The 23,691-nt window shown below is 37.1% G+C and carries 25 protein-coding genes; 19 read left to right on the forward strand and 6 right to left on the reverse strand.

Annotated elements, in window-relative coordinates; translation table 11 throughout:
- Window positions 1–15: 15 nt before the first annotated feature.
- Window positions 16–1,419 (forward strand): MFS transporter, encoded by a 1,404-nt coding sequence (locus REI64_RS13975; protein ID WP_308850757.1) that lies wholly within the window; start codon window positions 16–18, stop codon window positions 1,417–1,419.
- 260 nt (window positions 1,420–1,679) lie between these two features.
- Here REI64_RS13975 and REI64_RS13980 read toward each other — a convergent pair whose 3' ends face one another.
- On the reverse strand, window positions 1,680–2,741 hold the full coding sequence (locus REI64_RS13980; protein ID WP_308850758.1) for an NAD(P)-dependent alcohol dehydrogenase: 1,062 nt from the start codon (window positions 2,739–2,741) through the stop codon (window positions 1,680–1,682).
- Between the two features lie 144 nt (window positions 2,742–2,885).
- Between REI64_RS13980 and REI64_RS13985 the strand changes: the two genes are divergently transcribed.
- Both REI64_RS13985 and REI64_RS13990 read left to right on the forward strand, forming a co-directional pair.
- Window positions 2,886–3,440 (forward strand): hypothetical protein, encoded by a 555-nt coding sequence (locus tag REI64_RS13985; protein WP_308850759.1) that lies wholly within the window; start codon window positions 2,886–2,888, stop codon window positions 3,438–3,440.
- 6 nt (window positions 3,441–3,446) lie between these two features.
- Window positions 3,447–4,064: a hypothetical protein gene (locus tag REI64_RS13990; RefSeq protein WP_308850760.1), complete on the forward strand. Its 618-nt coding sequence runs from the start codon at window positions 3,447–3,449 to the stop codon at window positions 4,062–4,064.
- A gap of 107 nt (window positions 4,065–4,171) precedes the next feature.
- Here REI64_RS13990 and mph read toward each other — a convergent pair whose 3' ends face one another.
- Together mph and REI64_RS14000 are read right to left on the reverse strand one after the other, a co-directional pair.
- Window positions 4,172–5,056: an Mph(E)/Mph(G) family macrolide 2'-phosphotransferase gene (mph, locus tag REI64_RS13995; RefSeq protein WP_308850761.1), complete on the reverse strand. Its 885-nt coding sequence runs from the start codon at window positions 5,054–5,056 to the stop codon at window positions 4,172–4,174.
- Between the two features lie 27 nt (window positions 5,057–5,083).
- Window positions 5,084–6,319, reverse strand: a complete 1,236-nt coding sequence (locus tag REI64_RS14000) for an MFS transporter (protein WP_308850762.1) — start codon at window positions 6,317–6,319, stop codon at window positions 5,084–5,086.
- Between the two features lie 423 nt (window positions 6,320–6,742).
- Here REI64_RS14000 and REI64_RS14005 point away from each other — a divergent pair, with 423 nt between their 5' ends.
- Entirely contained in the window at window positions 6,743–7,141 is a 399-nt protein-coding gene (locus REI64_RS14005) for a hypothetical protein (RefSeq protein ID WP_308850763.1), read from the forward strand.
- Here the strand turns inward: REI64_RS14005 and REI64_RS14010 are convergent.
- A complete protein-coding gene (locus REI64_RS14010; RefSeq protein WP_308850764.1) occupies window positions 7,138–8,958 on the reverse strand; it encodes a DNA polymerase III subunit gamma/tau in 1,821 nt (606 codons plus the stop codon). The two genes, REI64_RS14005 and REI64_RS14010, sit on opposite strands and share 4 nt — an antisense overlap.
- Window positions 8,959–9,107: 149 nt before the next feature.
- Here REI64_RS14010 and REI64_RS14015 point away from each other — a divergent pair, with 149 nt between their 5' ends.
- From REI64_RS14015 to REI64_RS14035, 5 genes are all read left to right on the forward strand, one after another.
- Window positions 9,108–9,944 carry a helix-turn-helix domain-containing protein gene (locus REI64_RS14015; RefSeq protein WP_308850765.1) on the forward strand — a complete coding sequence of 279 codons (837 nt, stop codon included), beginning with the start codon at window positions 9,108–9,110 and terminating at the stop codon, window positions 9,942–9,944.
- Between the two features lie 70 nt (window positions 9,945–10,014).
- On the forward strand, window positions 10,015–10,461 hold the full coding sequence (locus tag REI64_RS14020) for a hypothetical protein (protein ID WP_308850766.1): 447 nt from the start codon (window positions 10,015–10,017) through the stop codon (window positions 10,459–10,461).
- Between the two features lie 14 nt (window positions 10,462–10,475).
- The gene (locus REI64_RS14025) at window positions 10,476–11,303 is read left to right on the forward strand and encodes a hypothetical protein (protein WP_308850767.1); all 828 of its coding nucleotides are present in this window, start codon (window positions 10,476–10,478) and stop codon (window positions 11,301–11,303) included.
- A 4-nt stretch (window positions 11,304–11,307) separates the two neighbouring features.
- Window positions 11,308–12,009, forward strand: coding sequence for a hypothetical protein (locus tag REI64_RS14030; protein WP_308850768.1), 702 nt, complete (start codon window positions 11,308–11,310; stop codon window positions 12,007–12,009).
- A 56-nt stretch (window positions 12,010–12,065) separates the two neighbouring features.
- Window positions 12,066–12,215 (forward strand): hypothetical protein, encoded by a 150-nt coding sequence (locus tag REI64_RS14035; protein WP_308850769.1) that lies wholly within the window; start codon window positions 12,066–12,068, stop codon window positions 12,213–12,215.
- Window positions 12,216–12,237: 22 nt separating this feature from the next.
- On the opposite strand, the gene REI64_RS14040 is transcribed toward REI64_RS14035, so the two are convergent.
- A complete protein-coding gene (locus REI64_RS14040) occupies window positions 12,238–13,107 on the reverse strand; it encodes an AraC family transcriptional regulator (protein WP_308850770.1) in 870 nt (289 codons plus the stop codon).
- Between the two features lie 173 nt (window positions 13,108–13,280).
- On the opposite strand from REI64_RS14040, the gene REI64_RS14045 reads away from it, so the two are divergent.
- The 8 genes from REI64_RS14045 to REI64_RS14080 all read left to right on the forward strand — a co-directional run bounded on the left by REI64_RS14045 (window position 13,281) and on the right by REI64_RS14080 (window position 20,079).
- The gene (locus REI64_RS14045) at window positions 13,281–13,871 is read left to right on the forward strand and encodes a hypothetical protein (protein WP_308850771.1); all 591 of its coding nucleotides are present in this window, start codon (window positions 13,281–13,283) and stop codon (window positions 13,869–13,871) included.
- A 305-nt stretch (window positions 13,872–14,176) separates the two neighbouring features.
- The gene (gene rpsF / locus REI64_RS14050) at window positions 14,177–14,536 is read left to right on the forward strand and encodes a 30S ribosomal protein S6 (protein ID WP_308850772.1); all 360 of its coding nucleotides are present in this window, start codon (window positions 14,177–14,179) and stop codon (window positions 14,534–14,536) included.
- On the forward strand, window positions 14,536–14,799 hold the full coding sequence (rpsR, locus tag REI64_RS14055; protein ID WP_097132857.1) for a 30S ribosomal protein S18: 264 nt from the start codon (window positions 14,536–14,538) through the stop codon (window positions 14,797–14,799). Before rpsF ends, rpsR begins: the two co-directional genes overlap by 1 nt.
- A gap of 10 nt (window positions 14,800–14,809) precedes the next feature.
- Window positions 14,810–15,253 carry a 50S ribosomal protein L9 gene (rplI, locus tag REI64_RS14060; RefSeq protein WP_308850773.1) on the forward strand — a complete coding sequence of 148 codons (444 nt, stop codon included), beginning with the start codon at window positions 14,810–14,812 and terminating at the stop codon, window positions 15,251–15,253.
- A 146-nt stretch (window positions 15,254–15,399) separates the two neighbouring features.
- The gene (locus REI64_RS14065) at window positions 15,400–15,789 is read left to right on the forward strand and encodes a septal ring lytic transglycosylase RlpA family protein (RefSeq protein ID WP_308850774.1); all 390 of its coding nucleotides are present in this window, start codon (window positions 15,400–15,402) and stop codon (window positions 15,787–15,789) included.
- A gap of 372 nt (window positions 15,790–16,161) precedes the next feature.
- Entirely contained in the window at window positions 16,162–17,133 is a 972-nt protein-coding gene (locus tag REI64_RS14070) for a ribonucleoside-diphosphate reductase small subunit (protein ID WP_308850775.1), read from the forward strand.
- Window positions 17,134–17,268: 135 nt separating this feature from the next.
- Window positions 17,269–19,653 (forward strand): ribonucleoside-diphosphate reductase subunit alpha, encoded by a 2,385-nt coding sequence (locus REI64_RS14075; protein ID WP_308850776.1) that lies wholly within the window; start codon window positions 17,269–17,271, stop codon window positions 19,651–19,653.
- A 204-nt stretch (window positions 19,654–19,857) separates the two neighbouring features.
- Window positions 19,858–20,079, forward strand: a complete 222-nt coding sequence (locus tag REI64_RS14080) for a cysteine-rich CWC family protein (protein ID WP_308850777.1) — start codon at window positions 19,858–19,860, stop codon at window positions 20,077–20,079.
- 121 nt (window positions 20,080–20,200) lie between these two features.
- Here the strand turns inward: REI64_RS14080 and REI64_RS14085 are convergent, their stop codons facing one another.
- Entirely contained in the window at window positions 20,201–22,105 is a 1,905-nt protein-coding gene (locus REI64_RS14085) for a sensor histidine kinase (RefSeq protein ID WP_308850778.1), read from the reverse strand.
- Between the two features lie 318 nt (window positions 22,106–22,423).
- Here REI64_RS14085 and REI64_RS14090 point away from each other — a divergent pair, with 318 nt between their 5' ends.
- Window positions 22,424–23,044, forward strand: a complete 621-nt coding sequence (locus REI64_RS14090; protein ID WP_308850779.1) for a response regulator transcription factor — start codon at window positions 22,424–22,426, stop codon at window positions 23,042–23,044.
- Between the two features lie 96 nt (window positions 23,045–23,140).
- Window positions 23,141–23,635 carry a hypothetical protein gene (locus tag REI64_RS14095; RefSeq protein WP_308850780.1) on the forward strand — a complete coding sequence of 165 codons (495 nt, stop codon included), beginning with the start codon at window positions 23,141–23,143 and terminating at the stop codon, window positions 23,633–23,635.
- The last annotated feature ends 56 nt before the right edge of the window (window positions 23,636–23,691 follow it).

Raw genomic sequence — 23,691 nt, forward strand, 5'->3', positions numbered from 1 at the left:
ATAAGTAAACTTAAATTGAGCGATACAGAACAAAATATCACCTTAACGAAAAAACTACTGCCCATAATTTTGGCAACCTCAATTTTTATGCAAATGTTGGATTCTACCATCCTCAATACATCATTGCCAACTATTGCCGAAGATTTGAACGAATCGCCGCTGAATATGCAAAATGCGATTATCAGCTATGTGCTTACCTTGGCGCTGTTTATGCCGGTTAGTGGTTTTTTGGCAGATAAATTCGGTACTAAAAAAATCTTCATCGCATCGTTGGTCTTGTTTGCCTTGGGATCTTTGTTCTGTTCCCTTTCGCAAAATTTAACCCAGTTGGTGTTTGCGAGAGTTTTACAAGGTATAGGTGGTAGTTTAATGACGCCGGTAGGGAAGTTGGCGCTTATTAGAACTTTCCCGAAAAACGAATTGCTCAAAGCGATGAATTTCGCTATTATTCCGGCATTGATTGGTCCAGTTTTGGGGCCTTTGGTGGGCGGTTACATGGTAGATTATTTGTCTTGGCACTGGATATTTTTAATCAACATCCCGATAGGACTATTAGGTATTATTTTGAGCATAAAGTTTATGCCCGATTATAAGTCTACCATCATAGATTTTGATTTGAAAGGTTTTCTGATTTTTGCTGCGGCATCATTGCTTTTGTCCATTGCTTTGGAGATGTTTGGTAACACAGCCCATGTGACACCGGTGCTGTTGGCATTTTTTCTAGGCTTTTTAATGCTGTACTTTTATTATCGTCATGCAAGCAGAGACAGAAACCCGATTTTTCCATTAAACCTGTTTCAGGTACGAACTTTTAGGGTAGGTATTGTGGGGAGTTTGGCCACGAGGTTGGGAATTAGCTCGGTTCCATTATTGTTGCCTATGATGATTCAAATTGCATTTGGGCAGTCGGCAGTAACTTCTGGGTGGATTGTTGCTCCGATGGCACTTACGGCAATGTTGGCTAAATCTAACGTCATCAAAATACTAAATAGGTTTGGCTATAGGCGTACACTGATGTTCAATACTTTTATGATTGGTTTGCTGATTTGTTGCATGGCTATTCCAGTAATTGACACTTCTATTTATTGGTATATGCCAATCATCGCCATGCTAGGTTTCTTTAACTCGATACAGTTTACTGCAATGAATTCTATTTCTATAGCCGATTTGCGCCATTACCATACCAGTAGTGGCAATTCGTTAGCGTCGGTAAACCAACAATTGGCTATTGGCTTTGGTGTGGCTTTTGGTCTAATAGTTTTAAAGGTTTTTCAGGGCGATGTAAAGCTGATACACAACGAAATACACAATGCTTTTCGCTACACTTTCTTGGTTATTGGCGGTTTAACCATTCTATCGGGATTTGTTTTCCGCAGGTTACACTTTAAGGATGGGGAAAATATGAGGACGACGGATTAGTTTAGCCACACATGCACAGATGATTTTAAGATTAGATATTATAGCTTTCTCTATCTGTGCATCTGTGGCAAAAAAACCTTAGCTGTTTTTCAATGAAGCCATGTCAATTACAAAACGGTAACGCACATCGCTTTTTAGGTTACACTTTAAGGATGGGGAAAATATGAGGACGACGGATTAGTTTAGCCACAGATGCACAGATGATTTTAAGATTAGATATTATAGCTTTCTCCATCTGTGCATCTGTGGCAAAAAAAAACTTAGCTGTTTTTCAACGAAGCCATGTCAATTACAAAACGGTAACGCACATCACTTTTTAGCATACGTTCATACGCTTCGTTAATTTCCTGCATCTTGATGATTTCGATCTCAGAAACAATACCTTTTTCTCCACAGAAATCTAACATTTCCTGAGTTTCGGCAATACCGCCAATAACAGAACCAGCTACCGATTTACGTCCTAAGATCATTGGAACAGTATTCAAAATTGGTTCTAAACCTCCTAAGTAACCTACCAAAACTAAAGTTCCGTTAATGTTCAACGTAGCTACATAAGGATTTACATCGTGTACATAAGGCACAGTGTCAATAATTACATCGAACTGTCCACGTACCGCTTTCATTTGTGCTTCGTCTGTAGAAATGACTACATGGTCAGCACCCAATGCTTTTGCGTCTTCAGTTTTGTCTGGTGTTCTAGAAAACAAAGTTACATCAGCACCTAAGCCTTTAGCTAATTTGATGGCCATGTGACCAAGACCACCTAAACCAATTATTGCTACTTTGCTGCCTTCTTTTACGTTCCAGTGTTTTAATGGCGACCAAGTGGTAATACCGGCACATAACAAAGGAGCTACCGCTGCTAAATCAAGGTTTGTTGGTATAGCTAATACAAAATCCTCCTTCACCACTACTTTCTCAGAGTAACCTCCAAAGGTTTGTCCACCTAATTGTAAATCTTGCCCGTTGTAAGTGCCAGTAAAGCCGTTTAAGCAGTATTGTTCTAAATCTTGCTGACAACTGCTACAAGTTTTGCAAGAATCTACAATACAGCCAACACCTGCTAAATCGCCGACTTTAAATTTAGAAACCGCACTACCAACTGCAGTAACTTTTCCTACAATTTCGTGGCCCGGTACAGCAGGGTAAATAGAGCCGCCCCAATCGTTGCGGGCCGTATGTAAATCTGAATGGCAAACGCCACAGTATAAAATCTCGATTTCTACATCGTTTGGTTGTACTGCTCTACGGTTAATGCTCAAAGGAGCTAAATCTGCTTCGGGCGCCGTAGTACCGAAAGCTTTAACACTTGTTGTTTGCATATTATGATATCTAATAGTAATTCGAAGTAAAGGTATTTGTTATCGTAGGAATTCTACAAATTCACGTATCTTGTTTACAATAAATAAATAAACTTGGCAATGAAACAACACTTTATAATGCTTTTTGTCGTGCTCACAATTTTGATGTCGTGCAAAGAAAAATCAACTCCTCAAACAAATGCAGCAGAAGTTCCGCAAGCACTTTCTGATAAAGATACTGGAATTGAATATAGTTTGAAGAAAGGCAGATACGATTTGTTAGAGATGCTATATGATGAGTTGTTGCAGAAAGATGCCAATCTTAAGAACATAGAAGATGAAATAACGAAAGTTAAAAGCAGTAAGTTCGATTCGTTGAATAAATTTCAAGGTTTTAATGGAAAAAATGAAGCTTACTTCAGTGCTGCAAAATTCCAGGCAGATCAAATCACAGATTCGGTGCTGAAAAAGCGAGTTCAGCAACTCATCACGGAAAAACAAGCGGCGTATGAGACAAAAATAGCAGGGCATTTAGTATTGGTGGATACCATCGATGTTAAAGATAAAAAGATTTCCGACTTGCACCGTTTGTTGAAGATCACCAAAACTTTGCCGTTAATTGAGCAATATCAAAACAAATTGCCAAGTACAAAAGCGATAGAGAGCTATATAAAGAACCAGGAGAGAGTAATACAATTGCAAAACGGGGCTATCAAATAGTAATGTATGTTGAGAGAAACCTTCTTTGTGCTGGCAAATAGTTATTCCGATAATTTGTTATTGATTGAAGAACTTTGGCATGAAATTGAGCAGTCGTACAGCGGAAAAGATAGGCACTACCATAATCTGCAGCATCTTTCTCATTTGCTCACACAAATTACTGAGGTAAAAGAACAGTTTCTACAATGGAATGTGGTTTTGTTTTCGCTATACTATCATGATGTCGTTTACAAGGCGACAAAATCAGACAATGAAGCTAAAAGTGCTGCGCTGGCGGTAAAAAGGATGGGGAAATTAGGTGTGCCCAACGAAATGATCGAAAGCTGTGAGAAGCAAATATTAGCTACCAAATCGCATCAACTTAGTGACAATAGCGATACCAATTTATTTACAGATGCCGATCTATCTATCTTAGGTACGAATTGGGAAGACTATGTTACGTATTACCAGTCTGTGAGAAAAGAGTATGCGGTTTATCCAGATTTTATGTATCGTCCAGGACGAAAAAAGGTGTTAGCACATTTTTTGAAAATGCCGAAGATTTATAAAACTGATTATTTCTGTGAAAAGTTTGAATTACAGGCTCGGCAAAATATGGAAAGAGAAATAGCTGTGCTTGCGTAATGCAATTATTCGGATATTTAGAAGCTATTTAAATGATAATAATAAGGCGGGTGAGGACACCCGCCTATAATTGAAAACTTAAGTTTGGTGTACAAGGAAACTCAACCTTAACCAACGCCTAGTTGTGCCTTCGCACCAATGATATGGTTTTCATCTTGCGTTTCAATGGCGAAGAAACCATAAGCCAAAGGAGCGGCGGCGGCACGTTCTAACGTTTGCTCAAATAGTTTGTCCCAAACCTGTCCACCTTGTGTTTGATATTCCAAGATGAGTTTTTTCAAACTGTCTTCACCAAAAATGGATACGTGACCAGAAAAATCTTGGGAAATGTCGCTCACTTGTGCCGTTGACCAATCGATTAAGCCAGTAACATTACCTTCTCCGTTGGTAATAACATGACCAGCATATAAATCGCCGTGAATAAAGCGGGTGAAGTTGGGCCAAAGCAAATCGTTGTCGAGCCATTTTTGGTAGCGGTTTTCGAGCTCTTTGCTAATTCCCAATTCTGATTTTACCAATTGCAGCCTGTCGGCAATTTCACTTCTTAGATCTATTGGCTTCATCACCTTCAAATTGTTTTGTGCCGCTTGGCTCTCTGGTATACTATGTAATTGAACCAAAACTTTGGCAAGAGAAGAAACGTAGTTGGGATTATTTTTGTTCATGTTCCAAGTCACTTCGTATGTTTTTGCATCGAATGTAAGTGTAGGTTTGCCATTTAACAAAGGATAAGCGACCAGTTTTTCAGTAGCGATCTTCCAGTTTGGAACTTCTACGGAAAGATGCTTGCTAACGAGATCTAAAATACGTTTCTCCGTCGCAATTTGTTCTCCTAAATTGTCACGGCGTGGAATGCGTAAAAGCCATTGGTTTCCGTCTAAGTCGGTAGCAAAGCCAACTTTAAAATCTATACCCATTTCATTGAATTGCATTTCTTCGCTAAGCAGCAAGCCATGATCTTTGGCAAGCTGTTGAATATCTTTAATTTTCATTTTAATCTTTTTAATGTAAACATTTAACTAATTGTTTTTAATCTGCGTTTTTGTTTTTCCAAGTCGCTTTAACGAGGGGGTGCAGAAAGAGATAATGCCGATAGCGATTACTAAGCCTCCACAGATTAAGAAGGCATTATTAACGCCTATCTTCTCTGCAATTAATCCAGTAAAGAGCAGTCCGACTACGCTTGGCAAAACTGCCACGCTGAAGTAGAGAGAGAATACGCGACCTAGCATATTGGGACTTACTTCTATTTGCAATACAGTGGTAAAGCAGGCAGAAAAAATAGATAATGCAAGCCCACCAAAAGTGGTTGCCAAAACAAAACCTATAAACCATTCTGATGGGAATGCACCACATAACACGAATGTTAGCCCTAATACCAAGTGCATTGAATTGATCAGCACAATTTTTGATAATTTAACTTTAAATATCCCTAAAACACTGCCGCCAACTAGCATTCCAATTCCCCAAACTATTTCTATTAAACTCATTTCCCATTTTCCGCCTTGGTAATGCCCTATGGTAAGCAAGGGGAACATAATTGCTGCTGGCATAATGAAAAAAGTGATCAGCATAGCGTAAAGGAACAAGAAACTTAAGCCTCTGTTTTTTAGAACTGCATTACATCCATCTTTAAGTTCTTGTAAAACAACGCTAATTGAAGATTTTGTTGTTGCCTTGAGATGAGGAATGCTGACAAATAGTAAGGATGAAATTGCTACCACAGCTCCAATGATATCTAGATACAGCACATTTGAAATAGAAAGGTAGGTAATGGCTAATGTGCCAACTGCTGGTCCGCCGATGCTGCTTACCGATTGCAAAACCTGATTAATGCCTGAAAGCCTAAGCAATTGGTCTTCTGGAACGATGAGTGGGGCCACAGCTTGGAGGGCAGGTGCATGAAACGCGTTACCTACCGAGCGTAAAGCTAGCATTACATAGATCCATACGAGGTTAACTGTCTCATTTCGAAGAATAAATATCATCGCTAAAGCGCATGTGGCTATAAACGCATCAGAAAAAATCATTACTTTTTTTCTGTTCCAGCGATCTATAAATACACCTGCAAAAGGGCCAATTAGGGCTTGAGGTAGCATTCCAGCAATGCCAGCGTAAGCCAAAACCTGTGCAGATTCGTATTTTAAGCTAAGCCAAATTATAATTGCAAACTGTACAGCATAGCTGGTAAGCATTGATACGAACTGCCCAGTCCATATATACAAATAGGTTTTTAACCATTTGTTATTATCCATAAAATTTGATTGAAAAAATTATACAACAAACAAGAAGAGCAATTGAAAAATTGTCTTCGAAAAGGATGTGGAAACTATGAAGTTGCCCTTATAAGGTGAACCAAGGCTTTGCCATGTTGTACTTATTTTGATTAGTGTATGGAATAAAAGTAGCAAATTATGTTTCGTTTAAAGAATTTTGTTTTCATTTTCTAGCTGTGATACGCTCTTTTTTTGCGCCATGCTTGTTGGTTGATCGCAGTGATTTAGGTTGAATAGCCCTGATTGAACGGAATAGCCAATTGGCCTGTGCGTGGAAACTATGGAGAGAAAGCAGGACTATCGGAACTTAAAAGCTTGTGCAACTGCGCTTCAAATGCTAAGCAATGAAATGACAAAACAAAAATTACAAAACAGAAGTTATCTATAAAAAACAAATGTATTATGGATAATCGAAAACCAGCTAAAGACAAATTGCACGCTAGCGATTTGGGAGAAACCAAAGATTTTAACGAATTGTCTTACGATAAGGATAAAAATAGTTTCGAGTTTGATGTAAAGGGCGAGGAAAAGGATTACGATCATCCGCTACCTTATGATACTTCGGCGCCAAATGGCGAAGACAGCATATCTACTTACGATGAGGCCAACCGCTATGCGGGCAAGGATTATAGTGATGATGAAGAGGTTGACGAGCAGTTGGAAAGCAACGCCATGCATATTGATGAAAGTGGCGAAAGTGTGTTGCTAGACCCAGCAGATAAATTATTGGCGCAAACCGAAGAAGATTTAAGGGACGATTTGGATGAGGAAGGGTATCCGAAAAATGATTTGCCGCGTTAAGGCAGTAAATCCAAATTAAAGCGTTTGCGGAACTCTTCTAGCTGCGGATTTTTTTCTACCAAATAGGCATACTTGTCTTTGTTGGTGTAAATTCGGTCGCTTAGCTTAGGTTCTATACGTTTGGTCACAATCTGTATGTCGAAATTTTTGAGTTGCGACCTGATAAAGTTAAGCAACTCAATTTTTTCATCTTGCAAAGTACTTTCGAGTGCTATATTTTCTATAGAAACAATAATATCGAAGCCATCTAAAACAGGTTCGTTGCTGCTTAACAAGGTAAATAAATGAATTTTATCTTCATTACTTGCCTTTTGAATACACTGTTTCCAAACAGCCATAAACTGTTCTTGCGTAAAAGCTTGCTTATCGCTTCCACTAACATATTGCGGACCTTTATCGTCGCCGTCTAAATTGCCATTATTGCTAAAATCTGTTAACGAAGGAATTAACGAGCCTCCAATATTCTTAGCTAAGGGCTGTATCTTAATAGGGGAGGTAGGTGGTGCGCTAGCTGTTGGTGCTTCTACTTTGGGAGGCGCTACTTGTGTAGCTTGTGGGGCTACCACTGCTGACTTTTCTACAGGCGCTGGGCTACTAACTTTCGGGCTTTCAACTTTTGTTTCGCTTTGGTCTTTAGTCTTTAAGCTTTCAGCTTCTCCAGAACTAACTAAAGTTTTTTTTTTATCCTGATCTTGGTCAGTTGCTGTGTTGGCGAGTTGAATTACAGATGGGATGTGGCACATTTTAATGAGTGCCAACTCTACTTGCAACCGTTGATTTTTGCTGTTCTTGTAATTAAGATCGCATTGGTTGGCTAAATTCAACGCAGTTAAAATGAAACCTAAATTGGCACCGTTACTTTGTGCCAGGTATTTCTGCTTAATGTTTTCGCTTACTTCTAATAATTGTATAGTCTGGTTGTCTTTTCCAACCAATAAATTCCTAAAGTGACCAGCTAATCCGTTAATAAAGTTATTGCCATCAAATCCGTTATTCAATATTTCATTGAAAAGTAGGAGAGTATTGCTTACATCGCCGCTGGTTAAAAAATCGGTCAGCTTAAAGTAGTAATCGTAATCTAAAATATTCAGATTTGCAATTACCGCTTTGTAAGTTACATTTCTATTGGTATAGCTAACAATCTGGTCAAACATCGATAGCGCATCACGCAAACCACCATCAGCTTTTTGTGCAATGATATGCAAGCCATCGTTATCTGTAGCAATGCTTTCCCTCTCGGCAATTTTAGCCAAGTGATTAGAAATATCATCAACCTGAATTCTGTTAAAATCAAATATCTGACAACGAGATAAAATAGTAGGTAATATTTTATGTTTCTCTGTAGTTGCTAAAATGAAAATAGCGTACGGAGGTGGTTCTTCCAATGTTTTCAAAAATGCGTTAAAAGCACTTGTAGATAACATGTGAACCTCATCTATGATATAGATTTTATATTTTCCAGCTTGTGGCGGTATCCTAACTTGCTCAATCAAACTTCTGATGTCATCAACAGAGTTGTTAGATGCCGCATCTAGTTCGTGAAAGTTAAAAGAATGTCCCGATTGGAAAGATTGGCAGCTTTCACAAGTGCCGCAGGCTTCCTGTTCTGGTGTTAAGCTGGTGCAGTTAATGGTTTTCGCCAAAATACGGGCGCAGGTAGTTTTACCCACACCTCGCGGTCCGCAAAATAGAAAAGCTTGCGCCAGCTGGTTGTTTTTAATGGCATTTTTTAAAGTTCCGGTAATATGCTGCTGACCAACCACGGTTTCAAACGTAGCTGGGCGATATTTACGGGCAGAAACAATAAAATTTTCCATCGGCACGAAAATAAGGAAATTTTATGGAGTTGAAATGTGGGAAAGCTGGAATGTTGAAAAAATGGGTTAATGTGCTGTACACTAGTTTTATAGCTTATTGAAAATAAAACGCTAAATTAGTTTTACTACTTATTTGAAATAAACCCCCTATGATTTACAGAAAGTTTAATCCCTGTGATAAACTGCATTCATTTATAGAATGTTATTACCTCTGGGAAATAGATTTACCTAAAGGAGAAAGCATGGTAATCGAGTCGCCACCGAACGGATTTTGTTCTGTAGTATTTAATTTAGGCGATTGCTATTCAATTGAGAACAAAAAGTATGACAGGCTCAAGGTACCTCAGCAATTTATTGCCGGCCAATCTATTTATAGCTACAAACTTCATATTTCTGGGCATTTAAATGTAGCTGGAATTGTGTTTAAGCCTGCTGCATTGGCTTCGTTGTATCATTTGCCAATTTATGAATATACAGAAGAGCGGATGCCACTTTCAAATGTATTTGAAGAGGCCTTTTTAAAAAATTATGTTGATGGGTTGCAACAGGCAGAAACCGCAGTGCAAAAGGTAGAGCTTTTGGAGAAATTCGTTTTAGCAGAGATTAATCTTAAAGATATAAAGCCAGATATTATAGATGCCGCTGCAAACAAAATTGTTGAAGCTAATGGTATTATACAAATTAACGACTTGATGAAAACAGTTTGTATGTCTAAACGGAGTTTTGAGCGTAATTTCTTCAAGAAAGTTGGCTTAAGTCCTAAATATTTTGCCCGAATTAGACGCTTAAGTTTTTTAGCCAATTTAGTTGCGGGCAAGAAAAAAGTAGATTGGCAGCAGGTACTAACAGAATGCGATTATTATGACCAATCTCATTTTATTAAAGATTTTATTGAATTTACAGGCCGAAGTCCAGAAAAATATTTGCAGGATAATGTAGAACTGGCAAATTTCATTAGTAAACCAAAACCAGAAAATTTAACATAGATGTAATTGACGTTTTTTTACAATTAGCGCATACCTCTTTTTGCAATATTTGGTTATAAATAAATCTCTTATGGAAACAAACATTAAACAACAGCAGACCATTAGTTTTAAGAACATTTGCGTACAATTTATGCTTTCTTACCAGCAACAAAACATAGCGAAAATGCTAAATTGTTGTGATGCGGAAGGTTTGATAGATTTTATCCCTTTGGGCGAGAGTGGTAAGGGTAAAATTCATGAGCTTGGTAAAGCAATTTGGTCTATGTTGCTAGATAGTTTTCCCGATTTAGATAATACACTTGATGCAGCAGTTGCCGATGATAAAAATACAGTTCGTTGCCAGGTTGTTATTCGTGGTACGCAGGCCAAGGATTTTGCAGGTATCGAAAACAAAGGAGAAAAATTCGATAGTGACCACATTTTTATCTTTCGGATTAGTCAAAATAATCTCATCGATTACATCTCCGTAAATTGGAACCATGCAGATTTTGCAAAGCAACTAGGAACTGTCATCTAATAAAATATCTACTGATGTTTAAAAAGGCATTTATTGTGTTGGTCAATATCTTTTTGGTGTTGGCGCCAACTTTTCCAATTTTGGAAAACTTCTACTTGATTGTAGATAACACTAATTTTTCTGGTTATTTAATAGGCTGTGCTGTTATTTCTGTAATCCTTTTGTTGGGTGCTTTGGTTGTCAATGCTCAAAATCAGAAATCAGGAGTATATGATTCTGCTGTTGAACGAGCTGCCTGGCTACTATTTGCATTAGGCATTTTGGTAATGATTCCTTTGCACATGGGGCCGCCTAAAGAAGGTGCAGTGTTGTTGCAGGCTGCAGCGTTAGAGAAATTTAGATATGTGATTTTACTTGTTGCAGTAATGGTTTTTGCTGTAGGAGTAATTACATTGATCAAATCATTTTGGGCGAAGATGAGTGTGCTACAGAAAGGTATAATAGTTCCTTTATTGATAGCCATACCTATTGCAATTTGGGATTATTATGACTCTTTCACTTTCAGTGCGCAACTCAATCAATGGGTAAATGATGGCAACAATGTGAACGATTTTTTTTCTAATTATAATTTTTACCATCACTGGAGAGCAGTTGGCCGTATTTTACCCTATATAATTGCGGCTTGGCTAGGTATTGTTTTGTATCAACAGGCTATAATTAAAAAGTGGGTTGCAGTAGCATTAAGTCTGTTTTGCTTAATCGGTATCGGTTTTTGTGTGGCATGTATGGTTAAAGGCTTTCAATTCTATTTTCCTTTTATGGTTCCCGCTATTGCCTTATCGCCTGCTTATTGGTTGGGTATAGCCTTATTAAATAAATCAGTAATCACTACTAAAAAGTAATAAAATGAAAAAAATAATCATCGGAATTCTTGTATTTCTTTGTCTAGTAGGTACATCTGTTTCAGCTCAAAATAAATTATTCGAAACCCATACCGACTCTGCAAAATTAGTTGATAATGCAAACTTGTTAATTAAACAGTTTATTGTTGATGTAAATAAAATAAAGCCAGATTTAAAACTGAAAACTACAGGTGTTTTAAATACCAAACCTTTCTTAATTTTTTACAATTCAAGGCAGGATGTGGTAAATCTACCACTTTGGAGCCAAGTTATTGCCCCGCAAAAAGATTTCTTTTACAAATTAGCAGGAAGCGAAAATGAAGGCGTAAAGGTATTTGGCTTGCTATTTAATGGCTTTTATTTAGCTCACGAATTAGGTCATGCAGCCCAAACATCTGCTCAAAAAACTATAGCAGATAAATATGATAATGAGTATTTTGCTAATGTAGTTGCTGTATTGTATTGGAAAAAAATAGGGAAACGCAAAGAACTTGATGCCTGTTATAAATACGCTAAAATTATCCTCAAGCAGCTAAGCAACCCTGTACCAACTGGCGAAGATGAACGAACTTATTTTACTGCAAACTATGCTAAACTAAGTGTCGATCCTTATAAGTACGGCTACTTCCAATTTAGTCAACTGGTAAAAATTTATGAAGATAAAACGCTGCCAGATTTCGACACGTTTATAAAGGAAAAAATGTAATTGTTGTTTTTTTTGTTCGCTTTTTGTAAATGTGGTGGTGCTTGCGCAGCATGACCATGGAAACAAGCCTTCTAGTGTACAATGTGCATAGCCATAGTTTATATCAGGTTTACAAAGAAAAGGGAAATACCGCCAAAGCCAAAGAATATGCCGAAGCCTTAAATAAAACCACAGCTTTTGGAGATAAGGGGCTTTACAAGTTGTAAACTGTCAACTGAAAACTGTCTACTATATAATCGATTTCAACTCCTTCCTGTACTGCGAAGCACTCTTCCCTGTAAACTCCTTAAATATCTTATTAAAATGACTGAAATTGTGGAAGCCGCTTTCGTAGCTAATATTGGATATGCTGGTAGGTTTTTCGGCCAAAAGTTTCGAAGCATGAACCACTCTATATTCATTCACAAACTTGGTAAAAGTCTTTTTGGTCATCTTTTTAAAGTACCTACAAAAGGCAGGCACAGTCATGCTGGCCATTTCAGCAATCTGGTCTAAGCTAATTTCTTCTGTAAAATGATCTTTAACGTAATTGAAAACCATGTTAATCCTATCATTGTCTTGCGCCTGCATTTCCAAAGAAAAGTTTTGGGCATTTAAAAGTTTGTAGTCTGGCGCTTGCTCCAGTTCACGGAGCACACCTAGCAGTGCCATTAACTTTTCAAAGGGCCACATATTATTCATTTTCTCTAAAATAGGACCAACAAGTTTAATGGTGTCAGCACCAAAGGCAATTCCATACTTTGCTTTCTCAAATAAATTAGCAATGCCCTTGGTTTCTTTCAGTTTCAAAAATGAACTGCCTAAAAAATCAGGCTTCATCTGTATTACCACTTCATTAATGTTGCCTGTGGTTTCATCGGTAAATCCGCAATGCGGTAAATCGCTACCTATTAATATCAAATCACCTTCGGTAAAATAAGAGATATGACTGCCTATTTGCCTTTTGCCAGTACCTCCATTTACAAACACCATTTCAATTTCTGGATGGTAATGCCACACGTGGGCTTTGTTGTTGGCATTTTGCTGGTATTTTGAATAATAAAACGAACTGCCAAAAGACGGTTCAATTATCTCGAAACTAGGTTTAATCTTTTTCATTTGATAACGCTAAGTTAATAATAAAAATATGTGTTTTTAACTTATGTTATTATTTGTTGCTATTATTTGGTTAAAATAGCATATGTTTTAGTGAATTTGCAACATAAATATCATGAAATACTGGCTTAAATTTGCTATTGTTAAAAAGGTACTAACATTAAATACATATAATGATGAAAAATTTATTAAAATTAAGCCTAGTTGTCCTTGCTGTTTTAACAGCGAATTTTGCAAAAGCAGACGATAGCGAATTATTGGTAAAGGTTGCAAAAGAGAATAGCAAATGGGTGAGCTTTATCACCGCTGATGTCAAAGAGTTCGATGTAGTTTTATATAATGCAGATGGCGATGTGATCTATGAAGATCATATCAAAACGGTTGGTAATAAATTCCAAACTTACGACCTAAGCTCTCTTCCAGAAGGAGCTTACATGTTAAAGATGGAGTCTGACGCTAAATTGGTTGCCTATCAGATAAAAATTAATGCATTTAATGCAGTGCTTTCGCAACCAACGGTAACCGAAATCAAACGTCCTAAACTTACTAAAGAAAAGGAAATGTTAACGTTAGATTTAAATGGTACTTGCAAAGGCGAGGTGGCTATTACCATCTATAACGAGTATAACGAAAAACTTCATGATGATGTTTACAGCAGCGATGCTAAAACAATCAAAAAATTTGATGTGAGTAGAACTACATCAAAAGAGTTGACTTTTGTAATTTCTTCTAAAGGACAAGAGTTTTCTGAAACGATTAAGCTCTAAAAAGGGCAATTTGTAAGAGAGAGTAAAAGCACCGTCATTTGGCGGTGCTTTTTTTTATAAAATACCCTATTATGGGTATTTAAAATTAAAAGTTTTAAATCGTTCTTTGCACAATGAAAACGCTCCAAAATCTTTTAGTTTGTGCCAGGCTGTCTTTTGGCTTTGTAGTTTATCTTTATAAAATGGTGAGATAAGAAATAAACTTCCTTCTAAATCAAAACAACGCTTTGATTTATAGAAATATATTGCTACATTTGCAGCCCGTTTTAAGACGGAAAAATTAAAAAATTAATTAAAATACAACAATGAATCAGTACGAAACTGTTATCGTTCTTACCCCGTTGTTGTCAGAAGATGCTGCAAAAGAGGCAATTGCTAAATTTACAAGCATTCTTACTGATGGCGGAGCCGAAATTATCGCAGAAGATAATTGGGGTTTGAGAAAATTAGCGTATCCAATCGAAAAGAAAGGAAACGGATTCTTTCACCTTACAGAATATAAATCTGGTGGTGAGGTAATTAGCAAGTTAGAGTTAGAGCTTAAACGCGATGAGCGTGTTTTACGTTTCTTAACTGTAAGATTAGACCGTCACGCGGTTGCTTACAACGAGAAAAAACGTAGTGGAGCTTTTAACAAAACTAAGAAAGAGGAGGCTACAGCGTAATGGCAAGAGATCAAATCCAATATGTTACTGCTCCAAAAGTGGAGGATAACAGAAAAAAATATTGCCGTTTTAAGAAAAATGGTATTAAATATATCGATTACAAAGACGCAAACTTCTTATTGAAATTCGTTAATGAGCAAGGTAAAATTCTACCTCGTCGTTTAACTGGTACTTCTTTGAAGTTTCAACGTAAAGTGGCTCAAGCAGTAAAACGTGCTCGTCACATAGGTTTGTTGCCTTTCGTTACTGACCAATTAAAATAGGAGCTGAGCAATGGAAATTATTTTAAAGCAAGATATCAAATCACTAGGTGAAAAAGATGATATCGTTACGGTAAAACCTGGTTTTGGTCGTAACTACTTAATTCCACAAGGTTTTGCAATTTTAGCAACTCCTTCTGCGAAAAAAGTATTAGCAGAGAACTTAAAGCAAGCTGCTTTTAAACAAGAAAAAATTAAGAGAGATGCTGAAGGCATAGCTGCTCAATTAGCTGATGTTAAATTAAGCATCGGTGCTAAAGCAGGTGAAACTGGTAAAATCTTTGGTGCTGTAAACACTATCCAGGTGGCTGACGCATTAAAAGCTAAAGGTTTTGAAGTTGATCGTCGTCGTATTACTTTTGAAACTGAGCCTAAAACCTTAGGTGAATACGTAGCTAACTTAAACTTACATAAAGAAGTTAAAGTAAAAGTTCCTTTCGAAGTAGTAGCTGAGTAATTTTAGCTAAACAAAATTTAAAGCCCTCTGATGAAAATCGGAGGGCTTTGTTTTTTATAGGAGACTAAGTTTTTACAAATCAGGTCTTTTGTTATATTTGTTGCCCAATTCATTAGATTGAGTGGCTGGTCTTAAATAGTATATTGATGAAATATCTTAAACCGATAAGATTAATATTGCTTTTATGTTTGTTGGCTTTTGCGGCGCAAGCGCAGGAGATTACTGCCAAGCCTGCGGATACAATCAAAAAAACCATCTTCACTACTTACTACGCTAAGAAATTCGAAGGGAGAAAAACAACCAGTGGCGAGCGTTATCGTGCTGCTAAATTTACAGCTGCACATCGTACATTGCCTTTCGGTACCATCATTAAAGTAAAAAACCTGCGTACTGGAAAAACTGTAGAAGTGAGGGTAAACGACAGAGGACCTTTCAGTAAGAAATTTTCTTTGGATATTTCTAAGGCTGCAGCGCAAGAATTAGGTATTTATCGCTTAGGTTATGCCCGTGTAGAAATTGCTTATGTGCTCGATTAAAAGTGTATGTAATTTATACACTTTCTAAAATTATTAACACTTGTTTTGATTCTCTAAGTGCTTAAAAAGAAATAATTAGCTTTTTTTCTCCATGTTTCTGACGGAAATCTGATGAGAAATCCCCACAGATTTGGGAGCATGTTAACAACTTTAAGCCCCAAAAAATCCCTCAACTTCTATATTTGTTATACGAAGTTCTTTAATAGAAAACACCCAAATTATTGTTTAACTAATTGTTATTTAGTTTATTAAAAAGGACGGATTTTTTAAGTCTTTCCAAGCTTTAAACTAAGTGCTGCTTTTTGGGCTGTTAATCTGTATAAGAACTGAATAAAGTATTTGCTGTAAAGAATTTTTAAGAAAAAAGCGATTATGGAAGACGAATTATTACTAAGAGAAAACAAAGACCGTTTTGTGCTGTTGCCAATCAAGTTTCCCGCAATTTGGGAAATGTACAAAAAAGCTGAAGCTAGTTTTTGGACGGCAGAAGAGATTGACCTTTCTGATGATATCAAACACTGGGAGAATTTGAACAGTGGCGAACGTCATTTCATCTCACACATCTTAGCTTTCTTTGCTGCTAGTGATGGTATCGTAAATGAAAACCTAGCGGTGAATTTCATGAGCGAAGTTCAAATTCCAGAGGCACGTTGCTATTATGGTTTCCAGATCATGATGGAAAACATCCACTCGGAAACCTATGCTTTGTTAATTGATACTTACGTTAAAGATCCTGAGGAGAAAGACAGATTGTTCCACGCTATTGAAACTGTGCCAGCTGTAAAAAGGAAAGCAGAATGGGCATTACGTTGGATAGATAACGGAACCTTTGCTGAACGATTAGTGGCTTTTGCTGCTGTAGAAGGTATCTTCTTTAGCGGTAGTTTCTGCTCAATCTTTTGGTTGAAGAAACGTGGTTTAATGCCTGGTTTAACTTTCAGTAACGAGTTAATTTCTAGAGATGAAGGTTCGCACTGCGAATTTGCTTGTTTGCTTTACAGTATGTTGCAAAACAAATTGAGCGAAGAACAAGTACATACCATCATTAAAGATGCAGTAGAAATTGAGAAAGATTTCATTACTGATGCTTTGCCAGTTAAATTAATTGGTATGAATGCAGATTTGATGAAACAATACATCGAGTTTGTAGCCGACAGATGGTTAGCTGAACTTGGTTACTCGAAAGTTTATAACGCTACCAATCCATTCGATTTCATGGAGATGATTTCGCTGCAAGGCAAAACCAATTTCTTCGAAAAACGTGTGGGCGATTACCAAAAAAGCGGTGTATTGACTTCTTCGGAAGACAAAGCACAAGCTTTTTCACTTGATGAGGATTTTTAAAGGTATACGGTAGACGGGTTGAAGGTGGAAGGTTTAGGAACCCAGTCTTGATACTTGATACTAATTACTTGATACAATAAAATAGTTTGAAACCAGGTGCCGCTGTGTAAATATGCACCTAAAATTTTGTAAAGGATGTTTGTAATAAAAAGAGATGGCCGTAAAGAACCGGTAAAATTTGACAAGATTACAGCTCGTATCGAGAAGCTGTGCTATGGTTTTAATGCTGAATTAGTAGATCCTATTGATGTTGCCAGAAAGGTAATTGAAGGATTGTATGATGGTGTAACTACTTCAGAATTAGATAACTTAGCGGCAGAAACAGCAGCTTCGTTAACTACAAAACATCCAGATTATGCTTTGTTAGCTTCACGTATTGCCGTGTCTAACCTGCACAAAAACACTTTAAAATCTTTTTCTAAAACAATGGAGTTGTTGTATAAATACATCGATCCAAAAACAGGAAAAGATTCTGCTTTAATTGCTGATGATATTTGGCAAGTAATTCAAGACAACGCTGATGTTTTAGACAGTACAATTATTTATGATAGAGATTTCGGTTTCGATTACTTCGGTTTCAAAACTTTAGAAAAATCTTATCTATTAAAAGTTAATGGTGTAATTGTAGAACGTCCTCAGCATTTGTTTATGCGTGTGGCAGTTGGTATCCACAAAGAAGATATCGAAAGCGCAATTGCAACTTATAACTTAATGAGCGAGCGCTGGTTTACTCACGCAACGCCTACATTATTCAATGCGGCTACACCTAAACCTCAAATGTCGTCATGTTTCTTGTTAACTATGCAAGATGACAGCATTGAAGGTATTTATGATACCTTAAAGCAAACTGCTAAAATCTCTCAAAGCGCTGGCGGTATTGGTTTAAGCATCCACAACATCCGTGCTACGGGAGCATACATTGGCGGAACTAACGGAACAAGTAACGGTATTGTGCCGATGCTACGTGTATTTAACGATACAGCCCGTTATGTAGACCAAGGTGGTGGTAAACGTAAAGGTGCTTTTGCAATTTATTTAGAGCCTTGGCATGCCGATGTTTTCGAGTTTTTAGATTTACGTAAAAACCACGGTAAAGAAGAAATGCGTGCCCGTGATTTGTTCTATGCACTTTGGATCAATGATTTGTTTATGCAACGTGTGGAAGAAAATGGCGATTGGAGCTTATTCTCTCCTGACGAAGCACCAGGTTTAGCAGATTGCCATAGCGAAGAATTTAACAAGCTTTATGTGAAATATGAGCAAGAAGGTAGAGCTCGTAAAGTTGTAAAAGCACAAGAACTTTGGTTTGCTATTTTAGATTCACAAATTGAAACTGGTACACCTTATTTGTTGTACAAAGATGCGGCTAATGCGAAATCAAACCAACAAAATTTAGGTACAATTAAGTCATCTAACTTATGTACTGAAATTATCGAGTACACTTCTAAAGACGAAGTAGCGGTTTGTAACTTAGCTTCATTAGCATTACCTCGTTTTGTAATCAACGGTGAGTTTGATCACCAAAAATTATACGATGTAACTTATCAAGCGGCATTAAACTTGAACAAGATCATCGACTATAACTACTACCCGGTTAAAGAAGCGGAAAACTCGAACTTGCGTCATCGTCCAATTGGTTTAGGTGTACAAGGTTTGGCAGATGCGTTTATCTTGATGCGTTATCCATTCGAAAGTGATGCAGCTAAACAATTGAACAAAGATATTTTCGAAACCATCTATTTCGCTGCAATGACTGCTTCGGCTGATTTGGCAGAGAAACACGGTGCCTACAAAACTTTCAAAGGTTCGCCATTATCAAAAGGTCAGTTCCAATTTGATTTATGGAATGTAACGCCAGATAGCAACCGTTGGGATTGGGAAAGCTTGAGAAAACGTGTGGTGAAAAAAGGTGTTTACAACTCGTTATTGGTTGCACCAATGCCTACAGCTTCAACTTCTCAAATTTTGGGTAACAACGAATGTTTCGAACCATATACTTCGAATATTTACACTCGTAGAGTATTAAGTGGTGAGTTTATTGTGGTAAACAAACACTTGTTGAAAGACTTGGTAGCTTTAGGTTTGTGGTCTCCACAAATGAAAGATAGAATTATCTTAGCTAACGGGTCTATCCAAGACATCGCTGAAATTCCTGATTACATCAAAGAATTGTACAAAACAGTTTGGGAGATTAAGATGAAGAACATCATCGATATGTCGGCTGATAGAGGTGCATACATTTGTCAATCTCAATCGTTGAACTTGTTTATCAATGCACCGAATACTTCAAAACTTACTTCAATGCACTTCTATGCTTGGAAAAAAGGATTGAAAACTGGTATGTACTACCTACGTACGCAAGCAGCTTCGCAAGCGGTTAAATTCACTGTAGAAAATCAAGGTGGTAAAGCTATTGAGGCTGTAATTCCAGCAAATATTCCTCAAAACCAAGTTGCAGAGGAAATTATCGATGGACCAGTTTGTACCATGGAAGAAGGTTGTATTAGCTGTTCTGGATAATATTGGTTCAATAGTTCACTAGTCATTGGTTCATTAGTTTTGAGAAGAACTTCATGATAAAGCAATAATAATAAGGTTCTGGACATAAAGTTCAGAACCTTATTTTTTTGTCCGTACTTTTGCTCTTAGCTCAATAGTTCATTAGCCATTGGTAGATTAGTCTTAATTGCTAAGTAAAAGTGAACTAGTGAACGCGATAAACTAATGAACAAATCACTAATCCATAGCAAACACGAAATTATTGCCTGCGAGCGATGTGGAACTGCTATTGAATGCAAAGCAAATGCTTATACCAAATGTCAATGCAGCGTGGTTCAGTTGACTATTAATGAGGTGCAATACGTTAGCGAGCTTTTTGATGGCTGTTTATGTGCTAAATGTTTAATGGAGCTGCAGCAAGAATATCGAGAAGAAATAGGGATTTAGTTTATTATATGAAATCCTCCCCTGCCCCCTCAAAGAGGGGGATAAGTATATCGTATAGGCGCCAAATATCTCCCTTTGGAGGGAGAATCAAAGAGGGAGGTATAAAACCGTAATTTTAAAATTAAGGCAGATGTATCGCCACTAAAGTTCCTTTGCCTTCAGTCGAATCAATATCCACAGTACCTTTCAAAAATTCTACCCTAGAATAGATATTGCTTAGTCCAATGCCAGCTTTTATATCAACTTTGTTTTTGTCGAAACCTTTACCATTATCTTCTATGGTAACCGAAATTCCTTCTTCATCCTTGATGATTTGAATATCAAGCTTGGAAGCTTCGGCATGTTTAACCACATTGTTCACCGTTTCTTGAATAACACGATAGATTACGGTTTCTGTTTGTTCGTCCAGTCTTTCGTTTAAGCCAACCGTTTCTAAGGTAACTTTGAGTTTGTCTTGATCTAGTTTCCCAATAAATTCTTTCACTGCCGATGCTAGCCCCGATTTAATCAATGCATTTGGCATCATCTGGTGCGAGATGGAACGCATTTCATCATAACTTTCGTTTACAAGTGCTAAAGCTTGTTCTGCTTGCAGATTAATATCGGTTTGCAGCTTAAGTTTATCGAAAAGTCCATTGAGGTTCATTAACGCTGCAGATAACATTTGGCCAACGCCATCGTGTAAATCTCCGGCAATACGCCTGCGTTCCCTTTCTTCAGCATCCAAAACGGCTTTAGAGGCAATATCTTGCTGTTTAATAATTTCTGCTTGCAAATCGGCTTTTGCTTTTAGCTTGCGACGATTAATGATGAGATAAGCAAATCCTCCTCCCAAAAGTAATATGCCCAAAGCGATACCTAATCCTAAATTTCGTTGTTTAATTTCTAATTGCTGGATGGTATTTTGCTGATGTAGGGATCTTATTTGTTGTTCTTTTTTTTCGGTTTGATAACGTACTTGATAATCAGAAATCAGCGCTGTTTTATCTTTTTGAAATAACGAGTCCTTAATTTTTGTAGATGCAAGATGAAGTGCATAAGCTTCCTTAAATTTTCCTTGTTCTTGCGATATCAGTGCTAAGGTTTCTTTGGCATCCATCACTTGCTTGCTTGCACCTATCTCTTCTGCAATTGTTATAGCTTTTTTAGCATTTTCACTGGCTTCGGTAAGCTTTTTTATTTTTAGCATCAGCTTTGCTAAATGGATATAGGTAAAAGCGAGTTCCTTTCGGTTGTTGTACTTTTGATTTAAACCAACTGCTGTATTTAGCAATTCGAGGGCTTTTTGATCATCGCCTTTGGCTGCATAACCTATACCCGCATTAGTATAGGTAAGTGGTAAAAACTGTAAAATATTAAGTTCCTTAAACGCCTTTTGTGCTTTTAGTGAATAGTAAATGCAACTATCGTACTGCTTGGTATAATAATAAACTGAGCCTAAGTTGGCTTCTGTAAAAGCTGTTTCTCTAGCCTTATTTAGTTTTTTATAAATGCTGTTTGCTTCCTGGTAGTACTTGATCACATTTTTATAGTCTTCATGCGCTTTAAATAAAATGCCCAAATTGGAACTTACCATGGCAATGCCTTCAATGTGCTTCTTCTTTTTATAAGTTCGATAGGCTTCGTTGTAATACTTTAAAGACAGCGAAAAATTTCCCAATTCATCGTAAGCTACACCAATATTGTTTAATGTATTAGCAGTTTTGATCTCATCATTAAGCTGTTTCCTTAACTTGAGTGCATCTAAATTGTAAGCCAGAGATTTTTTATAATCGCCCTGCGCTTCGTAGGTAACAGCCAAATTATGTAAAGCTTCTACTTCAAAAGTGTTTTCTTTCTTTTCCCGAGCTATTTTTAGTGCTTGATAACCGAATATCCTAGCCGAATCTGGATGGTGGTAACGATATTCCCAACAAAGTTCTAGTAGTGCTTTGATATCTTTTTCATTAGCTTTTAAGGCTTTTGTGAGGCTATCTACCCTCGATTGGGCAAAGATTGATGTAGAAGTGAGAGTTATTAGCCCCAAAAAGAAGGCTTTTTTAAAAAGAGAGTTGCTTAGTGGCATATATTCAATTACTTAGCTCTAAGCTACGCATAAAAAGTTTTAAAAATCTAAGGGTTATTACTGATATTGATAAATTGAAACCGAGATGTAAGGTGGTATGTTGCAGAAGGCAGTGATTATTTACATCGAGCTTCCATCATCAATTTAAAACAAAACCGAGTTTACGAGTTCATTGATACAAAAGGAAGAAATAAACAAAGCATTAATAAAATAAATAGATGAAATAAAAATTCATCTGAATAAATAATATCACTACATTTAGCTCTATAAACTAAATTAATGAAGCTGCTACTTGTTGATGATCACGCTATTGTAACCGATGGACTGCAGGTTTTACTGCAAAATGAGGAAGGATTTAGCATTGTGGAAAAACTGGTGTCTGGAAATTTTGCCTTAGCGTATTTAAAACAAAATGAAGTGGATTTAATGATCACCGATTATTCCATGCCCGATATGGATGGGTTGACTTTGGTGAAACAAGCAAAGGCTTTACGTCCAGATTTAAAGATTATAGTTTTGAGCATGCACGATGAAGCGGCAATGATTAAAGATATGCTGAGTGCGGGGGTAGATGGTTATGTGCTTAAAAAATATGCACAACAAGAATTGTTAAACGCTATACAGGCAGTTGGCAACGGAAGGCAATTTTGGAGTGCCGAAGTAAATAGAGCTTTATTAACAGCCCTGCAGCCACAAGAAACCAATGAAAATCATATCACAGAAAGGGAGCTCGAAGTATTAAAGCTTTTGGCGCAAGAACTGACCAGTAAACAAATTGCTGAAAAACTGTTCATCAGCGAACGTACGGTAGAAACCCATAGAAAAAACTTGATGAGAAAAACAGGTGCCAACAACGCTATTGGGCTGGTTCGGTACGCTTACTCACATAAACTGCTCTAAATACCCAAAAATACGTAGCTACTTTCAGTAGAAATGCTGAAATGTTTGGCAAAGGTTCGAACTTAATTTTGGTATATAAATCTTAAAATAACCAAAATGAAAAAATTATTTACCATCGCTTTGCTTTTGACTATAATGAGCGCTAGCGCCAATGCTCAAAAAATAGTTTATTATTCTACTGTTATTAACACTCCTGATAAAACGATAGATTTCGATTTCGGGTTTTACCCAAAAACAATGCAATATGTTGAGCCGGCAGATGGGAAGGGCTATACGGTAATTAGGTGTGCGGTGATCAATCAGAAAACGGCAAAGCCCTTCGAATGGAGAGATGAAAAAGTAAACATCTATCTTAAATCGGGTAAATTAATTAGGAATTATACCACTAGAGCAGAAACCGGAGATTATGCTGTTAAATACACGGTAGATCCTGGTGTAACTCGCTATCAAGAATACTGCTTTAGCCACAAATTTGCGGTTGATGAGATAGAAAAAGTATGGCTGGTGATGGGTGATAACCAGATTTTTGAGTTGTATAAAAAAGAGGTTGATCCTAAACCAGCAACGGCAGCAAACGCAGCTAAGCAGTAGTTTTGGTTAATTGTTTGAACCGGTTAACTGATTATTAGACTAATCGCTAACTGAAA

The sequence above is a fragment of the Pedobacter sp. genome (assembly GCF_031119335.1).
Taxonomy (GTDB): Bacteria; Bacteroidota; Bacteroidia; order Sphingobacteriales; family Sphingobacteriaceae; genus Pedobacter.